Here is a 20,525-nt window from a genome sequence, read left to right on the forward strand (position 1 = left end):
AAGGGAGTTCGATCATGAGCTGGGCGAGAATAATGGTTCCTCTCGCTGGAACCGCGCACGACCAAGGCGTCGTGCAATCGGCCGCTAAACTGGCGGGCGCTTTTCAGGCTGAGCTGGCGTGCGTGCATGCGCCGGCCGACATGGCCGACCTCATGCCCTGGATGGGCGAGGGGTTCATGGGCGGGGTGCAGGTCACCGCGCTGGAAAGCCTGAAGGAGGCCGCTCAGGAAGGCGCCAAGGCCTGCACCAAGGTCGCCGCCGAGGTCGCCTATCCCAATACCCGCGTGATCAGCCTGGAATCGCCCGTGTGGGCTGGGCTCGCCATGGAGGGGCGGCTTTCGGACGTCATCGTGTTCGACGATGCGGCCGCGCGCGGTCGAGGGCCGCTGGCCGAAGCCTTCCAGCAACTGGTCGCCGACGAGCAGCGACCGACGCTGGTGGCGCGCGAGGGCTTCAAGGTCGATGGCGTGGCGATGGTCGCTTGGGATGGCGGCAAGGAAGCCAGCCGCGCCATGCGAACGGCCTTGCCGCTGCTGCAGAAGGCCTCGTCGGTCGTGGTCGTCGGCGCGCCGTCGGCCTCGTCGCGCGCCTTCGAGCTTGAGCGCCTGATCGCGTTCCTGGCGGCTCGGGGCGTCAAGGCGACGGCCAAGGTGCTGGACGGTTCGGGCGACGCCGGCGGGCTGCTGCTGAACGCCGCACGCGACACCGGCGCGAACCTGCTGGTGGCCGGCGCGTTTGGTCATCCCCGACTGCAGGAGTTCATCTTCGGCGGGACCACGCGGACGTTGCTGAACAGCGACGGCCCGTCGCTGTTCCTGTCGCACTGACCTCGCTCCAATCATAACAAAAGAAAGGGAGACGACCGCATGTCTCTTTCGCGCATCGTTCTGCGCCTGGCGCGCAATCCCGGCACCGAGTTCGCCGGCGGCGACGACCATCGCGGTTACGCCCTGACGGCGCCGCTGACCGAGGACGGTCACCTGGACGAGAACGCCTTTTCCAAGGTGAAGGGCGAGTGCAGCGTGCGCCGTTTCGCCCCGGATGAGGACGCCGTCGATGGCCGCCTCAACCGCCGCGGCGCGCGCTGGTTCTTCGACTACGACAACACGGACGACACCGACGACGAGCCGCTACATCGTCTGGGCGAGCACCGCTTCGCCCTGGGCGAATACGTCACCGTCACCGATGAAGACGGCCGGCCGCTGACCTACAAGGTGATGGAGGTCACCCCGGTCCAATAGGGCCTCAGCCGCCCACGTTGCGGCGGACCAGCGCCTTCATGTCCTTGAACAGGTCGTGGTCGTCGGTGTCGCGGGTCTTGGCCTTGACGACAGCGACGGCCAGAGGCCCGCCCTTGGGGCCCCGCGCCTCATAGCCGGCCAGGCGGAAGCCCTTGGGCGCCTTGTCGTTGGCGATGATCAGGGTCGAGCGGACATCATCACCGGGCTTGCGCGCGCGGATCTCGGCGCCGCCTTCGGAGGCTCGGATCGCGACGTCTCCCTCGCCATGCTCTTCGTCAGCCGTGATGCTGACGGTCCCCTTGCCATCGTCGCTCTTCACGCTCACGTTCTTGTTGATCTTAACCTCGGCCGCGCCGCCGTCGCTATTGATGGTCAGGCGGCCGATCCGGATGTCCGCGGTGTCTCCGTGCGAGTCGATCGAGACGCCCGGCAGGTGGATGCTCGCGTGGTTCTTGTCGCCCTTAGCGCTGTGGGGCGGCGTCGGCGTGGGCGGCGGCGGCGGCATGACGCCCTTCAGCTCGGCCTCGATCGGCGCGAGCGCGGCCTCGGCGTCGCCGCCATTGAGGCGCACCAGACGCAGATCGACGGACGCCATGGGGGATTCGTAGCCGCACGACTGGCCGTCCGGGGCGACCGACACCCGCCTCAGGGCGCCCTGTTGTTCAGGACAATCCAGGCGATCGATGACCCGCATCGGTTCGCGGCGCCCGAGGCGATGCTCCTGCGACCGTTCCGCGCGATGGCAGGCCGACAAGGCCGTGGTCCCGGCGCCGATCAGGAGCGCGGCCGCAAGCCATTTCGAATGACGCATAGATACCCCCCAGGGTGCTTCCCTCGTGGGCGGAAGGTGGTTGCGCGCCCCTCGTGCGTCCAGTGAAATCCGAGTAACGCCGATTTGGCCCGCGCGCAGGACTTATTGGCCCGGTCGCGCGCCCGAACCCTCTCGACGGGCCAGGAAGGCCAGCCGCTCGAACAGATGCACGTCCTGTTCGTTCTTCAGCAGCGCGCCATGCAGGGGCGGGATCAGCTTGGTCGGGTCCTTCTCGCGCAGGACCTTCTCGTCGATGTCCTCGACCAGCAGCAGCTTCAGCCAGTCCAGCAGCTCCGACGTCGAGGGCTTCTTCTTGAGGCCCGGCACCTTGCGCATGTCGTAGAAGATACGCAGCGCCTCGGAGACCAGCTTCTGCTTGATGCCGGGGAAGTGGACATCGACGATGGCCTGCATCGTCTCTTCCTCGGGGAAGCGGATGTAGTGGAAGAAGCAGCGGCGCAGGAAGGCGTCCGGCAGCTCCTTTTCGTTGTTCGAGGTGATGATCATCACTGGCCGGACCTTGGCCTTGATGGTTTCGCCCGTCTCGTAGACGAAGAATTCCATGCGATCGAGCTCCTGCAGGAGGTCGTTCGGGAACTCGATGTCGGCCTTGTCGATCTCGTCGATCAGCAGCACCGGGCGCTGCTCGCTCTCGAACGCCTCCCAGAGCTTGCCCTTCTTGATGTAGTTCTTGACGTCCTTGACCCGCTCGTCGCCCAGCTGGCTGTCGCGCAGACGGGTGACGGCGTCGTATTCGTAGAGGCCTTGCTGGGCCTTGGTCGTAGATTTGATGTGCCAGGTGATCAGCGGCGCGCCCATGGCCTTGGCGACCTCGTAGGCCAGCACCGTCTTGCCCGTGCCCGGCTCGCCCTTGATCAGCAGCGGCCTTTCAAGAGCGACGGCGGCGTTGACCGCGACCTTCAGGTCCTCGGTCGCCACGTAGTCGGAAGTGCCTTCGAAGCGCTGGCTCATGCCCATCTCCGCCGGAATCGCGTCCGGTTCGAACAGTTGTTCAAATCGAGCTGTTCAAACTACCGGCGCCCGCGCGCTTGGCAAGAGGGGCTTAGAGCGGGGTGTCGAGGGCTTGGTCGGTGAAGCCCTTGGCCAGCAGCCGGGCGCGGATCGACGCCCGTCCGTCCCGCCACGCCTCGGCCAGAAGACCAAGGCCGATCACATCGATCGGCCGGCCTTGCTTGACCACGTGCGCGCGCAGCAACGCCTCCTGCTGGAATCCGCTGGAGAGGTGCGAGGCGAGGGCGGCCTGGTTGGTCGCCAGAACCTCGGACCACAGCTTGCGCAATCCGAGCGCGCCGAAGGCGTGATCGGCGATCTTGAACTCGGCGAAGCCGCCGACGCCTTTTCCGCGTGCGCCTTCTTCGGCGATGTAGCGGGCGATCGTTCCGCGACCTTGGACGGGGTCGATTTCGACGAGGCTGGTAAGGCCGACCGGAACTCCCTCGAGCTGGATGATCCAATCGCGCCGCCGCGGGTTTCCCGCCAAGCCGTCGAACCAGCGATCATGCTCCTCGCGTGCGATCAGATGGTCGGAATACATGAACGCCGCGACCTGCGGGCTGTTGCGCCAGGCCAGCAGTCGGTCCCGATCGCTGGCGTCTAAGGGTCGCAGTCCGGCGGCGGTCATTTTTCGCTTGGGAATTCTTGAGACAGGGCCGCAGCGACCTGCTCCAGCGCGGGGTCCCACTCGCCGATGATCCGCGGCGAGAAGACGCGCGCCTGCGGGTACCAAGGATAGTAGTCGCTGCCGAGCTTGGTCCACACCTCTGGGGCGGTGAGCAGCCAGATCGGCGCTCCGGCCGCGGCGCCGAGGTTGGACGTGGCGTTCGAGAAGCCGATGATCAAATCAACCGCCGCGCAGAGCGCCGTGACATCGTCCAGATCCTGCTTGAGATCGATGCCGGGCGGCTGCCAGATTTCAATCCCAAACTCTTCCTTGGCCAGGGCGAGTTCTTCTTCGCAATCGCCATACTGCAGGTTGATGAAGGTGACGCCCGGGGTCTGCAACACGGGCCGCCAAGCTTCGAAGGGCGAGAATTGGCGCGCGCGCTCGGCGTTCAATTTGAGGCTCTTCCAAAGCAACCCGACCTTAGGGGCCGGACCCAACTTCTCCAGCTCCGTTTTCCAATAGGCGACCCGATCCGGGTCCGGCTTCAGATAGCCGGAGGCTTTCGGGAAGGCGTCGAGCGATCCGCGCAGGGTGCTCAGAAACGCCCCCAGGGGCGCCCAATAGTCGAAACGCTCCCAGTCCTTGATTTCCGGCGCCGTGCGATACACCCGGCCTTCGTACTGGAAGGTTCGGTGCACGGTCACCTCGACCGTGGGGAAGGAGCGCTCGAACAGGGGGATCAGGCGCGACTCGACCGCTATGGCCAGTGATCCGTCGGGGCCGAGCCTCTCGAGGATGTCGGGCAGCATGCTGGCCAGCATCACCTCGTCGCCCAGGCCCTGTTCCGCGCAGATGAAGAGCGATTTGCCGCTGAGATCGTGCTCTGACCATACGGTTCCGGGAATATGGAAGCGGGGCGCGGTCGTCAGATGCGGTGACAGGCGCCAATCGTACAGCTTCCAGCCTTCGGCGAGCCACCCCAACGACAGCGTCAGGGTGGCGCGGGCGAAGCGCATGATGGCCTCGTCCATCGTCGAATCCGGTCGCTGCAGCGCTCGGTCGAGGTCGATCAGGGCGCCCTCGATGTCCCCCAGGTCGGACTTCGCGAAGGCGCGATTGTGCCATCCCTTGCTGTAGTTCGGATTCAGGCGCAGGGCTTCATCGAAGAAGACGATCGAACCTGCCGGGTCGCCTGTGTTGCAAACCACGGTGCCCAAGGTGTTCCAGAGGGCTGGCGATTCGGGATGGGCTCCGATCGACTCCTTCAGCACCTCGATGGCTTCAGGCTCGCGATTCAGCTCCCGCAGGGCGCAGGCCAGGTTGTTCGACGCCTCGATATTATCGGGATTCGCGACGCGGGCGTGCGCGAAGAAGCCGACGGCGAATTCCGGCATGTTCATACGAAAAGCTAGGCGGCCCAGGTCGCCCGCCACGGCGCCATGGTCGACGAGCAGCTTCAGCGCCGCCTCGTAGGCGCGCAGGGAGGATCCGTAATCGCCGAGCTTCTCCCGGGCGATGGCCAGAACATGCCAAGCGGCGCCCAGCATTTCGTCCTTCTTCAAGAGCTTCAGGGCCAGCTTCTGGGCCAGTTCGAAATCGTTCTCATGGACCGCGGCGATCGCGCGGTTCAACACCTTCGCGTTCTCCACGTTCTTCATTTGCTGTGTGATGTGCTTGAGGCGATCCAGCGACTCTTTCGAAGCCGAATCGCCGATGGCGTCCGCGATTTGGCCGATCTGAAGCGGCGCGGCGCCGACATCCGACTGGGCGAGGGCGCTCACAGACGTTTCCAGGGCGCTTTTTCGGGACATCGGGCGGTGACCTCAGGCTGTGCTATTAACTATGTTTTGAGGCCTTATGCTTAATTGAGTCCTAAGTGGCTGTTTGCGGCTTTAACGATGTCGGCAAGACCGCGTTAACCGATCCGCGTCTAGCCTTGGTGAGTTCCGTTGTTATCGACGGATCGGGCGAGGCGGCGTCAACGAAGGAGCGAGTTTAGGTGCCTTTGAAGCTGTCGCTGAAGCCCGGCGAGAAATTCGTTCTGAACGGCGCCGTGGTCCAGAATGGAGACCGGCGTGGCGTTCTGGTTCTCCAGAACAAGGCCTCCGTTCTTCGCGAGAAAGATATCATGCAGCCGGATCAGGTCACGACGCCGTCGCGACGGATCTATTTTCCGGTGATGATGATGTACCTCGACGAGGGAGGAGCGGAAAAATTCTACGATGAATTTGCCGCTCGCCTGACGGAGTTCATGGGAGTCGTCCGCAATCCCGGCGTTCTTCAGGATTGCATCGCCATCTCAAAGCACGTGATGGCGCGTGAATACTACAAGGCTCTGATGCTGAGCCGTAAGTTGATTGAATACGAAGACGAGAGGTTGGGGCATGTCTCTTCGGGCGTATCAGCAGGCGGCGACGCGGGCTGAGAATCCCCGTGAAATGGAGTACCGCCTGTTCGGGCAGGTGACGCGCGCCCTGATGGAAGCGTCACAGGCCCCGGCGGATGACTTCGCGAAGCGGATCGACGCACTGGATTGGAATCGCAAGGTCTGGTCGGCCTTGGCGACGGACTGTTCGCTGCCCGACAACCAGCTTCCGATGGAGCTGCGCGCCTCGATCATTTCCCTGAGCCTCTGGGTGAGCCGCCACTCCAGCGCCGTGATGCGCAAGGAGGAGGAGTTCGAACCCCTGATCGAGATCAATCGCATCATCATGCAAGGGCTGGCGGGGCGCGCGGACGCGGCCTGATTCAGCGCCAAAGGCAAGGCTGAACGTCTTGCCTAGCACTTCCGGAAAAACCTGCCGCCCGGCGAATAATGCATTCGCCGGGCGGTTTCATTTCCAGCGCCGGGCAGGGCGATAATTCAGTAAAAACAGTCCTCTAAGGGCTTTTCGGCTGGCTGGCCAAGACTGGCCCGCCGTTTGCGATGGTTCGCGCGGGCAAAACGCCCGCCCGGCGATAGGCCGGACAAATCCCACCAAAACGGTAGGTCGCAATGCTGAACTCAATCAACACCAATCCTGGTGCGCTTCTGGCGCTCCAGAACCTGAACGCCACTAACACGGAGCTCAACACCACCCAGAGCCGTATCAACACCGGCAAGAAGGTCGCAAGCGCCAAGGACAACGGCGCGATCTGGTCGATGGCTAAGATGCAGAGCGCGAGCTCGTCTTCGTTGAACGCCGTGAAGGATTCGCTCCAGCGCGGTCAGTCGACGATTGATGTTGCTCTCGCGGCAGGCGACAGCATCACCGATCTGCTCATGAAGATGAAGGAAAAGGCCCTGGCCGCTTCCGACACTTCGCTGAACACCGCTTCGTTCAACGCGCTGAAGGCCGACTTCGACTCCCTGCGCAAGCAGATCACGAAGGCCGTGGATAACGCCACGTTCAATGGCGCTAGCCTGGCCACCGGATCTGTCGCCGCGATGACGTTCCTGGCCAATGCCGATGGTTCGGGCTTCACCGTGCAAGCGCAGACCCTGAGTCTGGCTGGCCTGAACCTGACGACGGCTACGGCGCCGACCTTCACCACGGCGACCGAGGCTAACGCCATGATCGCCAAGATGACGGACGCGCTGCAGACCGCGACGAACAAGCTGTCCGCTCTAGGCACGTTGTCGACGGGCCTGGATACGCATCTGACCTTCGTCGGGAAGCTGCAGGACAGCCTCGACACCGGCGTGGGCAACCTCGTCGATGCGGACCTGGCGAAGGAAAGCGCCAAGCTTCAGTCGCTGCAGACCAAGCAGCAACTGGGGGTGCAGGCTCTTTCGATCGCCAACCAGACCCCGCAGTCGATCCTGTCGCTGTTCAAGGGGTGATCTCCGATACGCCGGACGGCTGTCACAAGCCGTCCGGCGCCTCTTTCCCGCTGGGTGCGCAAAGAGTGCCCGGCAATAATTTCCCATGCACAAAGACCCCCGGCAGGAATTGCCGGGGGTCTTTGTGGTTAATGAACATATAACTCTTATTTTTCAGTGGTTTGGCCGGTTGTGGCCGGTGGGCATTTTTGGCCCGGCAATTGCTACAGGTTCTACCGAGCAAAATGCTCCCGGCAGCCAAAATGGCGTCGGACACCTTGAAAAGGACCTATTCGTATGCCGCTGAATAGCATCAATACGAACGCGGGCGCTCTGATCGCCCTGCAGAACCTGAACTCGACCAACAGCGAGCTCCAGGTCACCCAGCAACGCATCAACACGGGCAAGAAGATCTCGTCGTCGAAGGACAACGGCGCGATCTGGGCTATGTCCAAGGTGCAATCTTCGACGGCCCAATCGCTGAACGCCGTGAAGGACTCGCTGCAACGCGGCCAGTCCACCATCGACGTGGCTCTCGCCGCTGGCGACACCATCACCGACCTGCTCGGCAAGATGAAGGAAAAGGCCCTGGCCGCTTCCGACACCTCGCTGAACACCGCCTCGTTCAACGCCCTGAAGGCGGACTTCGAATCGCTGCGCAAGCAGATCACCAAGGCTGCGGATAACTCGCTGTTCAACGGCGCCAGCCTGGCCACCGGCTCCGTCGCTAACATGACGTTCCTGGCCAACTCGGACGGCACGGGCTTCACCGTTAGCGCCCAGACCCTGAGCCTGGGCGGCCTGGCCCTGACGACGGCCGCCGCTGCGGCCTTCACCACCGCGACAGAGGCCAAAGCCATGATCGCCAAGGTCGACAACGCCATTGGCACTGCCACCAACAAGCTGGCCGCCCTCGGCACCAACTCGACCGGCCTCGACACTCACCTGACCTTCATCGGCAAGCTGCAAGACAGCCTGGACACCGGTGTTGGCAACCTGGTGGACGCCGACCTGGCCAAGGAAAGCGCCAAGCTGCAGTCGCTGCAAACCAAGCAACAGCTTGGCGTGCAAGCGCTGTCGATCGCGAACCAATCTACGTCGTCGATCCTGAGCCTGTTCCGTTAAGGAGCGGGAGGGGGCGGGCTCGGTTGAGCCCGCCTCCGCCTTTTATTGGGATCGAGGATAAGGAGAACAAGGAAGGAGGGCCGACCCGCAAGTCGGCGGACAGATATGGAACCCAAGGCCGCTTTGTCGGCGATCAGAGATTTTATCGCCCCCGTTAACGCCCCGGACCCGTCCGAGGGCGCAAGAGCCGTTCAGCATCAGCTGGGCGCCGCGTTTGGACAGGCGCAGTCGGCGGACGTCGAGCAGGCGCAACGTGTCGAAGCCAAGCCGGAAGCCCCGGTGGATAACGGGCCTCAGCCCGGCGATCTGCGTCTGGTGATCGAGCAGAATGGCGATACCGGCGACTACGTCTACAAGACCGTGGATCGGCGCACCGGTGAGACGCTGAATCAGTTTCCCCGCGAGGAGATCCTGAAGCTGCGTGAAGCCTCGCGTTATCACAGCGGGGACGTTTACGACGGTAAGGCCTGAGCCGCGGCTGACGCCGTAGCGAGGACGAAGGTGCGGCGCCTGGTCGCGCTTCTTAATGGACATGGTTTATAAGCGTTAACCATGTTCTTACTTTCTGAGCCCAACCTCGGCGGCGATTAGATCGCACGTCGAATCGCGCGCGATCGCAACCACGGCAAAATCGCCGACCGGAGGCCGCGCATGACGCTGAGCGTTAATACGAACCAGCCCGCGCTGATCGCGCTGCAGAACCTGAACCGCACCAACGACGACATGCAGTCGGTGCAGACCAGGATCAACACGGGCCTGTCCATCTCCACCGCCAAGGACAACGCGGCGATCTGGTCGATCGCTCAGGAGCAGCGCGCCGACATGAGCGCGCTCGGGGCGGTCAAGATGAGCCTGGACCGCGCGACCTCGATCGCGGACGTCGCCCTGGCGGCGGGCGAGTCGGTTTCGGATCTGCTCAAGCTGATGCGCGAAAAGGTGGTCGCGGCCAAGGACACCTCGCTGACCACCACGTCGCGGCAGTCGCTGAACGCGGACTTCCAGGGCATTCTCAAGAACCTCACCCAGGTCATCAACAGCGCCGTCTTCGACGGGGCCAATCTGCTGGACGGCAGCCAGACCGCCGACATGGCGTTCCTGGCCGACGCCGACGCCGGCCAGGCGATCACGCTGGGTCTGCAGAACCTGACGCTGGGCGGGACGATCAACACGCTCGTGGCGACCGACGACATCCTGACGTCGGTGACCGCCGCCGACGTGCTGACGCGCCTGGACGCCACGATGAGCGCGGTCAACCAGGCCATCGGCAATATCGGCACTCAGGCCAAACAGATCGACGCCCACAGCACCTTCGTCGCCAAGCTCAACGACGTTCTGGAGACGGGTGTCGGCAACCTGGTCGACGCGGACCTCGCCAAGGAAAGCGCGCGCTTGCAGGCCTTGCAGGTCAAGCAGCAGCTCGGCGCCCAGGCGCTGTCGATCGCCAACGGCGCGCCGCAGATCATCCTCTCCCTGTTCAAGGGGCAGTAACCCTAGGTTACGTCGCGGCGCCGGGTTAAGCTTTGCGCATGCGGAACCGGGAATCGGCGGCGAGTATGATCGAGTTGCGCGACTTGCGGGACGAGGACGAAGCGATCCTCTTTCAGTGGCGCTCGGAGCCCGAGGTCGACCGCTGGATGTCCGACGCCGATTTGCCGAGCAGAGAGGCCCACGCGGTCTGGTTTCAAGCCCTCCGCTCAGATCCGGACCTGCGCGGCTGGATGATCACGCGCGCCGGCGCGCCCATGGGGCTGCTGACGTTGACCGGCCTGACCAGTCATCACCGCCGCGCCAGCTGGAATTGGTTCCTGGGTTCGGCCGAGGCGCGGGGGCGTGGCGTCGGCCGCGCCGCCCAGGTTCTGGGTCTGGACCGGGCCTTCGGCGAGCTTGGTCTGCACAAGGTGTTCGCCGAGGTCATGGCCGACAACGACGCGGCGCTGAAGGCCCAGTCGGCCGCTGGATTCCGGCGCGAGGGCTATCTGCGCGGTCACGTGCTGAAGGACGGCGAGCAGCGCGATGTCGTGTTGCTGGGAATTCTGGCTTCGGAGTGGGCCGAGCTGCGCGACGATGCGCGCCGGGCGCTGTCCGAGGCGCATCTTATCGCCGCTTAACGTCAAGTCTTGATCGGGCGTTAAGGGCGAATGGGCGACTGTATCAGCGGGGGACTCTGAGTCCTCGTCAGGACAAGCCGTGATCACGTTCGATACCAGCACGCTGCTCAGCTACTATCAGGCCCGCGCCGGCCTGACGGGCGCGGCTGCGTCTGGAGCGACCACGTCGACGGGCAAGTCCAAGGCCGTGGTGCCCAGCGCGCCGTGGTTGTCCGGATCCACGCCGCCCGCCAGCGATCTGGTCCGCTCGGCCCTGAACGGGCGCAAGTTCGTCGACGAGGGCGCGAGCACCACGTCTCTCAAGGGCGCCAGCCCCGACTACGCTAAGCTGTTCGCCACCTATCAGGCCCTCAACACCCTGTCGGCCCTCGCCAATCGCGCCGGCGAGAAGAACGTGACCGATGGCGAGATCGCGCGGCTGCAGACGACCCTGAACAAGGGGCTCGGCGAGATCAGCAACTACGTGCAGGGTCTCTCGCTCGACCAGCTGAGGCTGACGACCGGCGCGGTGATGACCACCGACAAGGCCAAGGTCGGCGTTCCGAAGGCGAACTACACCTACACCACCGACACGATCTACAGCGGCCAGGGCGACGACCCCGTGCCGAAGTTCCAAGGCGACGTGTCGTTCGATGTCACGGTGAAGGCTTTCGGCGTCACCAAGACCGTGACGATGGATCTGAACGACATGGGCTCGACGCCCCGGACCATGTCCAATGTCGTCACCTACATGAACGACAAGATGAAGGCGGCCGGCTACAACACCGCCTTCGCCGTCCAGCGGACAGTGGGGCAGGAACGCACGGTGCAGGTCGCCGGCAAGCCCGTCACGCTGCCCGCGACGGGCGATGACTTCGCCCTGAAGGTCAAGGGCGACTCGGCCGAACAGATCAGCTTCAGCGCGCCGACAGCGGCGCCGGCGGTTTACGTCACCACCAAGTCGGGCGATCCCGATCCCGACAAGAACACCAGGACGGAAGACGCCGTCTATGAAACGACCCTGACGAAGTACAGCACGGCCGGGACCAGCGGCGGCGCGGGCGCCGGCGCGCCGGGCGGCAAGGTCTTCACCGAAACCCTGCAAGGCACGATCTCGAGCGTACGCAAGTCGGTGACGGGCGCCGACGGCTCTATCTACATGCTGGCCGACGTCGCCACGGAAGTGGAGGGCAAGCTCGACATCGACGGTCAAGTGATCAAGGGCGACAGCGATGTGGCTCTGCTCAAATATGACAGCGCCGGTCATCTGCTCTTCGCGCAAAGCCTGGGCGCGACAGACAACGCCAGCGGCCTGTCCCTGGCGGTCGCCGACGACGGCAGCATCGCCGTCGCCGGATCCGTCAGCGGCCGGTTGCAGGGCGCGGTCACGGGGCCGCTCAACAACGGCGACGGCACGACCACCACCGACAGCTTCGTCACCCGCTATAGCGCCAACGGCGACGAACAATGGACGGTTCGGCGCGGCGGCCTGCAGGAAGACGAAGCCACCGCCCTGGCCTTTGGCGCGGACGGCGTCTTGTACGTGGGCGGACGCAGCAAGGCGGACCTTCCCGGCTCGGTCGGAAGCGACCCCAGCGGCGGTTGGGACGCCTATCTCTCGGCCTTCGCCACCGACGGGAACGGCAAGCCCAAGGCGTTGTTCACGCAGAAGTTCGGCTCGGCCGCCAACGACTCTGTCTCGGACATCGTCGTGAACGGCTCGCAGGTGATCGTCGGCTCCAAGGAAGACGGCAAGGCGATGCTGCGGAGCTTCGACGTGGCCGCCAGCGTCGTCACGGAGAACATCACCCAGCTCAACAAGTACGGCGCCTATGAGAGCGTGCCGGTCACCTACACCAAGTCGGCGACCCTCACCGCGGGAGCGACCCGCGATCTCGGCTCGCTGAAGGGTGGCGAGCTGGTTGGGCTCAGGATCGACGGCGGCCAGCTGTATGTCGGCGGCTACACGGCCAACAATCTCATGTCGATCAACGGCGCCGTGACGGCGCCGTCCGGCGGGATGGACGCCTTTGTCGGCCGGATGTCGCTGGATATCGCCGACAACGGTCAGGACGTTCTGACCTATTACGGCGGCACCGGCGACGACACCGTCACGGGCTTCGACGTCAAGAACGGTACGGCTTGGCTAGTGGGGGGCGCGGGCGCGAACCTCGATGGCCAAGTCACGATCGGGGCCAAGGATGGTTATGTCGCCCAGGTCAATGTCGGCACCGGCGCCGTGGACTGGAGCCAGAGGCTGACCGGCAAGGACGGCTATGCGACGCCGACGTCGGTCGCCGTCTCCGCCTCCGGCGCCTCGGCGCTGGACCTGTTCGGCCTGCCGTCGGGAAGCATGGCGTTCAAGCAGTCGGACCGCGTCACGACGGCGACGGCCGCGCGCGCCGGCGACACCTTCCAGATCCGCACGCGCGAGCGCGGCCCGCTGACCACGATCACGATCGAGGCCAGCGACACGCTTGAAACCCTGGCCGAGAAGATCAAGCGAGCCTCGGGTTTCCGCGCCAAGGTGGAGACGGTCAGCGACGGCGACAATCGCGTGCTCAAGATCAGTCCGGCGTCCAACACCGCGACGCTCGAAATCGTCGCCGGCAAGGGCGGGACCGACGTCCTGACAGCCTTGGGACTGGCCGGCGGCGTGGTTCGCGCCACCAAGACCGACGGGGGGAAGACCGTCTCGGCCGACGGCAGCGGCCAAATCTATGGCCTGCAGTTACCGCCTGAGCTGGATTTGACCACGGAGGCGGGGCGCAAGAACGCCAACATCGTCATCACCCGCGCCATTTCGCAAATCCGCACCGCCTATCGCGAGACGGCCGATGCGGCTCAGGGCATCAGCAGCGACACCACCAAGACCCCCGGCAAGACCGACGGGACCGTCCCGAAATACCTTACCGACCAACTGGCCAATTATCAGGCCGCGCTGAACCGCCTCAACGGGGGCGGCTAGGCCCGCCCACGGTCGCCGACCGTCACGGGCGGGGCGCTTTCCATGCCTGTCGCGCTTGAAAGCGTCATCGACGCGTCGTAGCCAGGGGCCATGGATTTTCTGAAAGATCGACGGATCGTGGTCCTCGGCGGCGGCGCGGCGCTCGCGCTTCTGGCGGGCCTGGGTATCGCCGCGGCTCTATTGGCTGGCCAAGACCAGAAGCAGACCGAGGCGCCGCCGGCCTCGCGCGCCGGCCTGATCGTCGAGACCGGACGCGACGACGACACCAAGCTGGATCCCGCACGGCCGCTGCGCTGTTTCGTCGGCGGGTCCTTCGTGGGTGAGATCACCTTGGCCGAGTGCGCCAAGAAGAACGGCGTGGCGACCGGCGCCTTGGACGTCGGCGTCGACGAGACTGGCGCTCTGGCCGCGGCCGATCAAGCCGGCGCCTTGCTGACGCCGCTGCCACCCGCGCCCACCGTTGAAGCGCCCGCCGCGGGGCAGGGGGGCAATCCCTCGGCCCCGGCCACGCCGGCCGTCGCCTCGGCCAACGCGCCCTTGGGCGCTTGCTGGCGCTATGCGGGCGGCGAATGGCGTCGTCTGCCGGGCGACATCACGCTGAACGCGTGCGCCCAGCAGCTGTTCGGCGGACGCTGTGAGAAGACCAGCGCCGTGGCCTATGGCCGGTGGGGCGAGGAAACGCTGCGTCTTTTGCAGGGGCGGATCGAGGCCTCTCCCGACAATCGCAGCTTCCACACCGTGTTCGAACAGGCCCCAAACTGCCCTAGCCCGAACGCCGGATAGGTTTATAAGTGTAATCCATGAGCAAGACCGTCCTCGCCGCCGCCGTCGTCCTCGCCGCCACGGGCTTCGCGCTCGCGGGTTGCCAGAAGGAGATCAAGCCGCCGTTCGAGCAGGGGGTCTGCTTCCACGTGGCGACGAACAAGGACGGAACGCTCCGCTATAACCCCGTGGCCCGCAAGGTGCCGATGATGGAGGAATGCGCCGCGACGCTGGAAGGCATGCGCATGCGCTTTGTTCGCCTCGGCCAGTCGAACAGCCAGGGCATGGTGGGCGCATACCAAGGCTCCTTCATCTTCATCGAGAAGGAAGGCATTTATCTGGGCCAGACCTATGATGGGCCGCGCTTCATGTCGCTGGTGCGCACCGGCGACGGCCGCCTGGCGGTGCCCGGCGCCATCCGGCGCGTTCCGGCCCCGTAGGCGAGGGGGCGTTTTCGTCCGTCCACAGCCGTCTTTCTCGTCCACAAGAACATATTGAGAACAAAACTTGCGCGCCGTTTAACGGCTCGTTAACTTGCGCTCTCAGATTCCGGCGCATGGGTCGCCGGGCGAGAGCAAGGTCAAGCGATGGCGGGCAGCGTCAACAAGGTCATTCTGGTGGGCAATCTCGGGGCCGATCCCGAGATCCGTAGCCTGGGTTCCGGCGACCGCGTCGCCAATCTCCGTATCGCCACGTCGGAAACCTGGCGCGACCGCAACAGCGGCGAGCGCAAGGAGAAGACCGAATGGCACCGGGTCGTCATCTTCAACGACAACCTGGTGAAGGTGGCCGAGCAGTACCTCAAGAAGGGCTCGACCGTTTACATCGAAGGCGCGCTTCAGACCCGCAAGTGGACTGACAACACCGGCCAGGAAAAGTACTCGACCGAAATCGTGCTGCAGAAATTCCGCGGCGAGCTGACCATGCTGGGCGGCCGCGGCGACAGCGCCGGCGCGTCTTCGGGCGGCGGCGACGAGTACGGCGGCGGGCTATTCGGGCGGCGGCTCCAGCTTTGGCGGCGGCCAGCGCAGCCAACCGAGCGGTCCGCGCGAGAGCTTCTCGGCCGACCTGGACGACGAAATTCCGTTCTAGGACAGTGGACGGCCCGTCGATGGCCATCGCGCCTTAAAGACGGCGGCTCCACGGGGGCGAGCGGCGGGTGATCCTAGAGGTCGCCCGCCGCTTTCGTTTGGACGAGCACTCGACTTGTCGACAGTCTAAAGTTGTGTTCTCCTTCGGTTTCACCGGTAGGAGGGCGCTAGATGCGACGGATGCTTCTGAGTGTTGGCGTGGTGGCTCTTTTAGCGACCGGTTCTGTCGCCTCCGCCCGGCAAAGCGACACCTTGATCGGCGACTCCCGGCGCCAGCAGGGGCTGGAGTCCGAGATGGGGCGCCTGCGAATGGGGCAAACGGGCGGTGCGCGCGCAGGCGTTTGCCCGCTCGTCCGGGGCGCGTCGGCGGAGATCAACACCTATGTGACCGCTCGCTTGCGCCAGGTCGCCGATCAGGTCGGCGCCGAATACGCGCATCACGATTGCGAGCCGAACGTGGTCGTCCTGTTCTCGCCTAACCCCGACGAACTGGTGGCCGAGGCCACGCGCGCCAAGCGGTTCAACTATCGTGGAGTCGCCGCTCAGGACGTCGAGCGATTCAAGACCAGCAGCCAGCCGGTGCGGTGGATCCACGGTTCGGCCACGCCGGGCTTCAAGACCCATGATGCGAGGCCCTACAACGCCCTGGTGATCGTGGACTCCAACAAGGCCGCCGATATCAAGGTCTCGACCTTGGCCGACTATGTCAGCCTGATCGCGCTGGCGGATGTCAGGGTTCGGCCGGCGCCGGCCGAGGGTTCGATCATGAACCTGTTCGACAGCGCCGCGGACGGGACGCCTCAGGCGATGACCGAGGCGGACCGGGCGTATCTCCGCGCGGTCCATAGTCGCCGATACTAATCTATGGGTTGAGTTGCGAAGGGGTGCTGCGCCGATGCGGCGCCCTTAGGGCTCCTCATGATCGCGACGTTGTCTGGCGGCTAACGGACAGCGTCGCGGGCTGCTGTTCATGTCTTCGGACCGCGGACAGGACGGCCGCGCCAGGTCGGTGCGAGCTTTCGCGCCCTGGGCTGGCCGCGTTGTCGGCGTGACCCGTATGGCATGCGTTCCAAAGAGCGCCGCTCCACACGCCAGAGTGGTGGGCTCCGCGCCGTCCGAACGTCTTGAAAGCCGTTCGGCGCTGCGGCGACTGGTCGTCATGCGCGCAAGACAGCTCTCAGTCCGCGGATTTAAATCGTACTTCGTGCAGGTTTCGGTCACGCCCGCCATTTGGACAACGTTGTCATTGAAAATATTTGCCGAATTCTCAGGATGGGGCATGGAACGATAAGCGCCAGTGGACGCGTTCTTGAGCGAAGTGCTACTGAAGCCCCGGATATTGCACTGCGGGATCACGACGAAGCAGCGCTGTTCCAAGGTGAGACGCTCCCAGCAGAGGGGCGCGGCCTTTTCACTTATCGCAGGGTGAATTTCATATGCCGGTTGAGACGCTGACCAAGGCCCGTTGGGTATACGCATTTGGCGGAGGCGGCGCCGACGGCGACGCTTCCATGAAGAACCTTCTCGGAGGCAAGGGCGCCAACCTCGCCGAGATGTCCTCTCTGGGCCTTCCCGTGCCGCCCGGGTTCACGATCACAACCGAGGCGTGCGTCCACTACTACGCCAACGGCAGGCAGTACCCGGCCGATCTGGCCGATCAGGTCAAGGTCGGCCTCGCCAAGGTCGAGGAGATCACGGGCAAGCGCTTCGGCGACGTCGCCAATCCGCTGCTGGTTTCGGTGCGTTCGGGCGCCCGGGCCTCGATGCCGGGCATGATGGACACCGTCCTGAACCTGGGCCTCAACGACGAGACCGTCGAGGGCCTGGCCAAGCTGTCGGGCGACCGCCGCTTCGCCTATGACAGCTACCGCCGCTTCATCCAGATGTACTCGAATGTCGTGCTCAATCTCGAGCACCACATGTTCGAGGAGATTCTGGACGATCACAAGGAACGCCTCGACATCACGGTCGACACCGGTTTGACCGCCGACGACTGGGCCGAGGTGATCAAGGACTATAAGGCCGCCGTGCGCGACCATCTGGGCAAGCCGTTCCCGCAGGACGCCCAGGAGCAGCTGTGGGGCGCCGTGGGCGCCGTGTTCGCCAGCTGGATGAACGACCGGGCCAAGTTCTATCGCCGCATGCACGACATCCCCGAAAGCTGGGGCACGGCCGTGAACATCCAGTCGATGGTGTTCGGCAACATGGGCGACACCTCGGCGACGGGCGTGGCCTTCACCCGCAACCCGTCGAACGGCGACAACCGCCTCTATGGCGAGTTCCTGATCAACGCCCAGGGCGAGGACGTGGTCGCGGGCATCCGCACGCCGCAGTCCCTGACCAAGGCCGCCCGCGAGGAGATGGGTGACACCGCCCCCTCGATGGAAGAGGCGATGCCGGAGGTGTTCGGCCAGTTCAAGACCGTGGTCGAGACGCTGGAGCGCCACTACCGCGACATGCAGGACATCGAGTTCACGGTGGAGCAGGGCAAGCTCTACATGCTGCAGACCCGCAACGGGAAGCGCACGGCCAAGGCCGCGCTGAAGGTCGCGGTCGACATGGCGGCCGAGGGCGTGATCAGCAAGGAAGAGGCCGTGGGCCGCGTCGAGCCGGCCTCGCTGGACCAACTGCTGCACCCGACCATCGATCCCACCGCGCATCGCGACGTGATCACCACGGGCCTGCCCGCTTCGCCCGGCGCGGCGACCGGCAAGATCGTCTTCGACAGCGACGCCGCCGAAAAGGCCGCGGCCAATGGCGAGGCGGTGATCCTGGTGCGCGAGGAGACGTCGCCCGAGGACATCCACGGCATGCACGCCGCTCGCGGCATCATCACCGCGCGGGGCGGCATGACCAGCCACGCCGCCGTCGTGGCGCGCGGCATGGGGCGGGCCTGCGTCTCGGGCGCTGGCGACGTCGCCATCTTCGAGAAGGAAGGCCTGTTCCGCGTCCGTGGCCGCGAGTTCAAGCTCGGCGAGATCATCACCATCGACGGCTCGACCGGGGAAATCCTGGCTGGCTCGCCCAAGATGATCGAGCCCGAGCTGACCGGCGACTTCGCGACCCTGATGGGCTGGGCCGACCAGGTCCGCCGCCTGAAGGTGCGCGCCAACGCCGAGACGCCTTTGGACGCCAAGACCGCCCGTCAGTTCGGCGCGGAGGGCATCGGCCTTTGCCGCACCGAGCACATGTTCTTCGACGACACCCGGATCGCCGCCGTGCGCGAGATGATCCTGGCCGACGACGAGAACGGCCGTCGCGCCGCCCTGGCCAAGATCGCGCCCTTCCAGAAGGCCGACTTCGTCGAGCTCTTCACGATCATGGAAGGCCTGCCGGTCACGATCCGCCTGCTGGATCCGCCGCTGCACGAGTTCCTGCCGCACACCGAGGAAGACGTCGAAGCCGTGGCCAAGGCCACCGGCCTGGACGCCGCCAAGCTGATGCGCCGGGCCAAGGAGCTGCACGAGACCAACCCCATGCTGGGCCACCGCGGCTGCCGCCTGGGCGTCTCGTATCCCGAGATCTACGAGATGCAGGTCCGGGCCATCCTCGAGGCGGCCTGCGAGATCGCCAAGTCGGGCAAGGCCGCGCCCGTGCCCGAGATCATGCACCCGCTGGTCGCCAAGGGCGAGGAGATGAAGTACCTGCGCGACCTGACCGACCGCGTCGCCAAGGCGGTGCTGGAAGAGCAGGGCGTGGACCTGAAGTACACCGTCGGCACCATGATCGAGCTGCCCCGCGCCGCCCTGCGCGCCGGCGACCTGGCCGCCAACGCCGAGTTCTTCAGCTTCGGCACCAACGACCTCACCCAGACAACGTTCGGCATCAGCCGCGACGACGCCGGCAAGTTCCTGGGCGCCTATATCGACAAGGGCATCTTCGAGAAGGACCCCTTCGTCAGCCTCGACCAGGAAGGCGTCGGTGATTTGATCCGCATCGCCGCCGAGCGCGGCCGCGCGGCGCGTCCGGACGTCAAGCTGGGCATCTGCGGCGAGCATGGCGGCGATCCGGCCTCGATCGGCTTCTGCGAGAAAGTCGGCCTCGACTACGTGTCGTGCTCGCCCTACCGCGTGCCGATCGCTCGTCTGGCGGCCGCCCAGGCGGCGCTGGCCAGCAAGAGCTAAGCTCTCGCTTCAAGCCTGAACTCACTTGGAGGGCCTCGGACTGGACAGTCCGAGGCCCTTTCCCTATCCGGGGCCTCAGGGTTTGGGGGGAAGTCATGGCCTATCTGCGCTGGCGCCGGTTCACGGAGCTGCTGTCGCTGGACAATCCGGCGCTGGGCGAGCTGTTCATGCGCAAGCGCCACAAGCCGATCGTCGCCGCGCCCGTCGAGAAGTGGGACGCCGAGTACCAGTCCGGCATCTATGACCGCCTGAACCGCTCCGAGCAGCGCCATCACCATCGCCTGCTGGCCGCCATGATCGCCGACCGCTGGCCCAACCCGCGCGTCCTGGAGATCGGGGCGGGCGAGGGGGTGTTCTTCGAGGCGCTGCGCGCCCACCGGCCCGCCCGCTATGTCGGCGTCGACTTCTCCAGGCCCGCCATCGAGCGGGGCGAGCTGCGTCTGGCGCCCGAGATCGCCATCGGCGAGGTCAAGATGGCGCTGGGCGATGGCCGGACCTTCGAGACCGACGAGACCTTCGACGTCGTGGTGTTTTCGGAATGCATCGAGCACCTGGGCGAGGTCGAAAACCTGGTCGCCCACTACGCGCCTAACTTGAAGCCCGACGGCGCTGTCGGCCTGACCATGTGGCTGGCGCTGAAGCCGCTGCGCTTGTGGCATCGCCTGAAGGCGATAGGCGAGGTGCTGGACGAAGCGGTGATCAACACCCCTTGGGGCGGCGGCTGGCTGGTGGCCGTGGTGCGGGCGAGGGGCTGATAAGCCGGATTTCGCGCCCCCCTCCGTCGCGTCGCCTATCGGCGCCGCGCCACCTCCCCCGTCTCACGGGGGAGGAGGTCGATCCAACCTCCCCACCCGTAGCGAAGCGTACGGGGGAGGTGCGCGATGCGGATA

The 20,525-nt window shown here is 65.2% G+C and carries 19 protein-coding genes and 1 pseudogene; 16 read left to right on the plus strand and 4 right to left on the minus strand.

The features are described 5' to 3' along the window. The first annotated feature begins 14 nt into the window (after positions 1–14). On the plus strand, positions 15–827 hold the full coding sequence (locus tag CSEG_RS09710) for a universal stress protein (protein ID WP_013079060.1): 813 nt from the start codon (positions 15–17) through the stop codon (positions 825–827). A 39-nt stretch (positions 828–866) separates the two neighbouring features. After that, the gene (locus CSEG_RS09715; protein ID WP_013079061.1) at positions 867–1,241 is read left to right on the plus strand and encodes a hypothetical protein; all 375 of its coding nucleotides are present in this window, start codon (positions 867–869) and stop codon (positions 1,239–1,241) included. A 4-nt stretch (positions 1,242–1,245) separates the two neighbouring features. Here the strand turns inward: CSEG_RS09715 and CSEG_RS09720 are convergent, their stop codons facing one another. From CSEG_RS09720 to CSEG_RS09735, 4 genes are all read right to left on the minus strand, one after another. Beyond that, positions 1,246–2,052 (minus strand): hypothetical protein, encoded by an 807-nt coding sequence (locus tag CSEG_RS09720; protein WP_013079062.1) that lies wholly within the window; start codon positions 2,050–2,052, stop codon positions 1,246–1,248. Positions 2,053–2,154: 102 nt separating this feature from the next. After that, on the minus strand, positions 2,155–3,024 hold the full coding sequence (locus CSEG_RS09725; RefSeq protein WP_013079063.1) for an AAA family ATPase: 870 nt from the start codon (positions 3,022–3,024) through the stop codon (positions 2,155–2,157). Positions 3,025–3,115: 91 nt separating this feature from the next. Further along, positions 3,116–3,694 (minus strand): UDP-4-amino-4,6-dideoxy-N-acetyl-beta-L-altrosamine N-acetyltransferase, encoded by a 579-nt coding sequence (gene pseH, locus CSEG_RS09730; protein WP_013079064.1) that lies wholly within the window; start codon positions 3,692–3,694, stop codon positions 3,116–3,118. Then, a complete protein-coding gene (locus CSEG_RS09735) occupies positions 3,691–5,487 on the minus strand; it encodes a tetratricopeptide repeat protein (RefSeq protein WP_013079065.1) in 1,797 nt (598 codons plus the stop codon). Before CSEG_RS09735 ends, pseH (CSEG_RS09730) begins: the two co-directional genes overlap by 4 nt. Positions 5,488–5,675: 188 nt before the next feature. Between CSEG_RS09735 and flbT the strand changes: the two genes are divergently transcribed. The 14 genes and pseudogenes from flbT (at position 5,676) to CSEG_RS09805 (ending at position 20,390) form a co-directional block, all read left to right on the plus strand. Then, positions 5,676–6,101, plus strand: a complete 426-nt coding sequence (gene flbT / locus CSEG_RS09740; protein WP_013079066.1) for a flagellar biosynthesis repressor FlbT — start codon at positions 5,676–5,678, stop codon at positions 6,099–6,101. Further along, entirely contained in the window at positions 6,061–6,423 is a 363-nt protein-coding gene (flaF, locus tag CSEG_RS09745) for a flagellar biosynthesis regulator FlaF (protein ID WP_013079067.1), read from the plus strand. The genes flbT and flaF overlap by 41 nt, the downstream gene beginning before the upstream one ends. A 248-nt stretch (positions 6,424–6,671) precedes the next feature. Then, positions 6,672–7,499, plus strand: coding sequence for a flagellin (locus CSEG_RS09750; RefSeq protein ID WP_013079068.1), 828 nt, complete (start codon positions 6,672–6,674; stop codon positions 7,497–7,499). Between the two features lie 276 nt (positions 7,500–7,775). Further along, complete coding sequence (locus CSEG_RS09755) at positions 7,776–8,603, plus strand: flagellin (RefSeq protein ID WP_013079069.1); 828 nt, start codon at positions 7,776–7,778, stop codon at positions 8,601–8,603. 105 nt (positions 8,604–8,708) lie between these two features. Next, complete coding sequence (locus CSEG_RS09760) at positions 8,709–9,074, plus strand: hypothetical protein (protein ID WP_013079070.1); 366 nt, start codon at positions 8,709–8,711, stop codon at positions 9,072–9,074. 180 nt (positions 9,075–9,254) lie between these two features. Continuing rightward, positions 9,255–10,091 carry a flagellin gene (locus CSEG_RS09765; RefSeq protein ID WP_013079071.1) on the plus strand — a complete coding sequence of 279 codons (837 nt, stop codon included), beginning with the start codon at positions 9,255–9,257 and terminating at the stop codon, positions 10,089–10,091. Between the two features lie 65 nt (positions 10,092–10,156). After that, positions 10,157–10,711, plus strand: a complete 555-nt coding sequence (pseH, locus tag CSEG_RS09770) for a UDP-4-amino-4,6-dideoxy-N-acetyl-beta-L-altrosamine N-acetyltransferase (protein WP_013079072.1) — start codon at positions 10,157–10,159, stop codon at positions 10,709–10,711. 79 nt (positions 10,712–10,790) lie between these two features. Then, a complete protein-coding gene (locus CSEG_RS09775; protein WP_013079073.1) occupies positions 10,791–13,658 on the plus strand; it encodes a hypothetical protein in 2,868 nt (955 codons plus the stop codon). A 90-nt stretch (positions 13,659–13,748) separates the two neighbouring features. Then, positions 13,749–14,441, plus strand: coding sequence for a hypothetical protein (locus tag CSEG_RS09780; RefSeq protein WP_013079074.1), 693 nt, complete (start codon positions 13,749–13,751; stop codon positions 14,439–14,441). Between the two features lie 17 nt (positions 14,442–14,458). Then, positions 14,459–14,860: a hypothetical protein gene (locus CSEG_RS09785; protein ID WP_013079075.1), complete on the plus strand. Its 402-nt coding sequence runs from the start codon at positions 14,459–14,461 to the stop codon at positions 14,858–14,860. Between the two features lie 147 nt (positions 14,861–15,007). Continuing rightward, positions 15,008–15,512, plus strand: a pseudogene (locus CSEG_RS09790) (single-stranded DNA-binding protein). Positions 15,513–15,682: 170 nt separating this feature from the next. Then, positions 15,683–16,372 carry a hypothetical protein gene (locus CSEG_RS09795; RefSeq protein WP_013079077.1) on the plus strand — a complete coding sequence of 230 codons (690 nt, stop codon included), beginning with the start codon at positions 15,683–15,685 and terminating at the stop codon, positions 16,370–16,372. A gap of 575 nt (positions 16,373–16,947) precedes the next feature. Continuing rightward, positions 16,948–19,635: a pyruvate, phosphate dikinase gene (ppdK, locus tag CSEG_RS09800; RefSeq protein WP_013079078.1), complete on the plus strand. Its 2,688-nt coding sequence runs from the start codon at positions 16,948–16,950 to the stop codon at positions 19,633–19,635. A gap of 95 nt (positions 19,636–19,730) precedes the next feature. Continuing rightward, positions 19,731–20,390 (plus strand): SAM-dependent methyltransferase, encoded by a 660-nt coding sequence (locus tag CSEG_RS09805; RefSeq protein ID WP_013079079.1) that lies wholly within the window; start codon positions 19,731–19,733, stop codon positions 20,388–20,390. Positions 20,391–20,525 lie beyond the last annotated feature (135 nt).

Origin of the sequence: Caulobacter segnis ATCC 21756 (genome assembly GCF_000092285.1) — a bacterium.
Classification (GTDB): domain Bacteria; phylum Pseudomonadota; class Alphaproteobacteria; order Caulobacterales; family Caulobacteraceae; genus Caulobacter; species Caulobacter segnis.